Origin of the sequence: Noviherbaspirillum sp. (assembly GCF_036846085.1) — a bacterium.
Lineage (GTDB): Bacteria > Pseudomonadota > Gammaproteobacteria > Burkholderiales > Burkholderiaceae_D > Noviherbaspirillum.
In genome coordinates this window covers 1-2936 of sequence record NZ_DAIUCO010000384.1, presented here as the reverse complement: position 1 = coordinate 2936, position 2936 = coordinate 1, and the positions used below count along the sequence as shown (strand labels likewise).

The window sequence follows — 2936 nt, the reverse complement described above, 5'->3', positions numbered from 1 at the left end:
AGGCAATCGCATACGCCTTCCAGTCAGCCGCCGCTGTTCCGCCGCGTGCCACGAAGTCGTTGGCACACAGTTTCACGACCTGCGCACCCGCTTCCCCGCCCCGGTAGTACACATTCGTATCGCTGACACAGGCCATCAATGCGAAGAGCGCTTCGATACGCGCCCGTTCCCAGCATCCTGTCGTCGCCATCGTGACCTGCAGGCGTGGCAACGCCACTTCAAACACCGAAGGCATGCCCAGCGCCGCTTCCTCGCGCGCGCCGGTGACCGAATGCCGCTTTGCCATCTGCAAACCATGCGACCCGGCATCGCCATGCCGCGTATGCGCAGCCAGGTCCGCGCCCCATTCGCCGATGAGCGCCTGCCTGATCGCCGACGGCGACAGCACCACCTGCCTGCCATGGCAGTGCCCCACGGCGGCACACAGCATGCCGAGCGCGAAGATCGCGCCGCGATGCGTATTGATGCCGCCGGTTGCCCGCAGCATGCGCTCCTCCGCCGCAATGCCGAGCGCCTTCAACGCATGAAACGGCGCATTGCGCTGGCCTGCTTCGGTCATACGGACGAAATAGTGACGCAACGAAAACAGGCTGCGGAAAAACGTTTCGGCGCTCATGTCGTCATGGCTGCCGTTGTCGACCGGCGAGACCAGGCCCGGCTTCGGGTAGAGCACGAGCTCGTCATGCAGGCTGGCGATCGCGATGCGCCCGACCTCCGCGCTGAAGGCCCTGTCGGCGATCCGGTCCCATTGCAACGGAGGCGGCAGTCGCCCTGCAAGGGAATTCGGCGCTGTCGCCATGCCGTTCGTCATTTCCTCTCCAGCGTGTCGTGCAATTCCGAAAGCTTCGCGAGGTAGACGCCATCCCATTCCTTCACCAGGACACGCACGCCGGTCGGACCGTTTTCCGCCGCCAGCCATTCCTTCCACGCCACCGCCTGGCCGGAGGGAAACACGATCTCGCCATCGAGCGGCACATGCGCCGCCGTCGCCTGCAGGAACCCGAGCATCACGGTCAATTGCTCCCGCGTGACCGGATAGCAGAGGACATCGATATCCGACGACGCGGTCAGGTAGGCCTGCCCGGTGAGCGTCTGCAGCGCGAGCGAACCGTAGACACGGAGCGTCATGCCTGCGCTGCGGGCCGTCCGCGCCAGTTCGGCGAGAGGTTCTCGCCACGGAGACGGCGCTTCGGCAATCGCCTCTTCCATCGCTAGCGGCGGCAATACTTTATCGACGTGGACAAGAGACGCCTGCAATGCAATCCGCTTTTTGTAGCCGCTCGCCGGGTCCGGCGGCAGCGCGAGTCCGACAGCGCATTGTTCATCCCCGGCATCCGCGTCGCGCCTGCGCACGATCGTGGGCCAGTCCGCCTGCCGCCACCGCGTGATCGCGTCACGGCAATCTCTGTCACTCGCCGCCTCGGCCTCCCGCCATCCCGCCGGCGTCAGCCAGGCAAGGCTATGCCGCGCGAGCATGGCCTTCAGCCAGTACCGCCTGCACGACCCGCTGCGACCATTTCCTGCCGCCGCGCGCCGCGCCGAGTTCGCTGCGCCGGTCCGCCTGGGTCGCCGTGTCCAGCGCACTCTGCAGATTGTCGGCGAGATCCTTGTCCCAGATGGCTTCCAGTCCGCCCATCACCAGGTAATTGTGTGCGCCGGGCGCGAATACCGGGTTGTCCTTTGCCAGTTCGGTCAGCCTCTCTTCCGGCACCTTGGTGATGCGCGCCATCGCCGGCAAGCCCATCACGCGGATGGTCGCGTCCGGCAGCGCATAGCAGGCATCGGCCAGCAGGCCGCTGGTGATGAAGCCGCCGGACAGCGCCTGGTCGTACACCAGGCCGATGACCTTGTGATTGCGCCGTCGCGCCAGTTCGATGCATTTGCCGAGATGGGCCATGTAGCTGTTAATGCCAAGCATTTCATCGCGATGCCGCAGGCGCTGGCCCTGCGTATCGACCAGGATGATGATGGGCCGGCCGGGATGGGAGCGCACGGTATCGAGCACCGCCTTCGCCTGCGCCAGCGCGATCTCGACGCCGATCGGCGTATGCCCGGTGGTGCCGATCACCGTCACCGGGCGCCCGGCCACGGATGCCGTTCCGGACAGGAAAAAGTCCTGCTCGGCGATGTCATGCCCTTCCGGGAACAAATGCGAGGCGAGCGTCTGCCAGTCCATGTCAGCTTCCTGTCCGATGTGCGTGCGCAATCGTGTTGAATGTCTCGGCATCCAGCATCGGCACGGCCGCGGGATTGGCGATGCCGAGGTCGGTCCATATCTCGACCGGATCGGAACGCCCACCGAACCTTGCAAGCCGTTGCTGCAGAAGTTCCTGTTCGGCGTCGAGCTCGGCGAGCGTGAGCGCCACCTCCGACCGGTCCGCGTCCTGCATCGCACTGAACGCGGCATCGCGGAATGCGCCGATCTCGTCCGGCACGATGACGTGGCAATCGCCGAGCAGGTAGCGGTGCTTGCCGCCGGTGGTGCGCCACACCAGCGCCCGGTCGCGCGAATCGAATTCCTCCACGCCCGCCGCCGTCTCGATGACTTCCGGCCCCGACATGGCGAGCCGCCCTTCTTCCGACATGATGATCGCGTTGGCGCAGCGGGCGACGATGCCCATGCCGCCGAAGCAGCCGTTGGCGCCGCCGATGAGGACGATGACCGGAATGCCTGCGGCGCGCGTGTCGAGCACCGCGCGCATGACTTCGGATACGGCGATCAGTCCTGCGTTGGCTTCATGCAGGCGCACCCCGCCGGTTTCCAGCAGCAGGAGCACGGCGCCGGCCCGTTCGATGACGGCGCGCTTGAGCAGGCCGACCAGCTTTGCGCCATGCACCTCGCCGACCGCGCCGCCCATGAATCCGCCTTCCTGCGCCGCAGCCAGTACCGCCGCGCCATGCAGCCGTCCGCTGCCGATCACCACGCCGTCATCGAA

At 66.3% G+C, this 2936-nt stretch carries 4 protein-coding genes; all 4 read right to left on the bottom strand.

All coding sequences use genetic code 11. The features are described 5' to 3' along the window. The coding region (locus V7080_RS25045) for a triphosphoribosyl-dephospho-CoA synthase (protein ID WP_334191090.1) at positions 1–811 on the bottom strand (811 nt) is incomplete at its 3' end. Then, entirely contained in the window at positions 808–1476 is a 669-nt protein-coding gene (gene mdcG / locus V7080_RS25040; RefSeq protein ID WP_334191089.1) for a malonate decarboxylase holo-[acyl-carrier-protein] synthase, read from the bottom strand. The genes mdcG and V7080_RS25045, both read right to left, overlap by 4 nt. Continuing rightward, on the bottom strand, positions 1460–2176 hold the full coding sequence (gene mdcE, locus V7080_RS25035; RefSeq protein WP_334191088.1) for a biotin-independent malonate decarboxylase subunit gamma: 717 nt from the start codon (positions 2174–2176) through the stop codon (positions 1460–1462). Before mdcE ends, mdcG begins: the two co-directional genes overlap by 17 nt. Position 2177: 1 nt before the next feature. Beyond that, positions 2178–2936: biotin-independent malonate decarboxylase subunit beta (locus tag V7080_RS25030; protein WP_334191087.1), on the bottom strand; the 759-nt coding region annotated here is incomplete at its 5' end.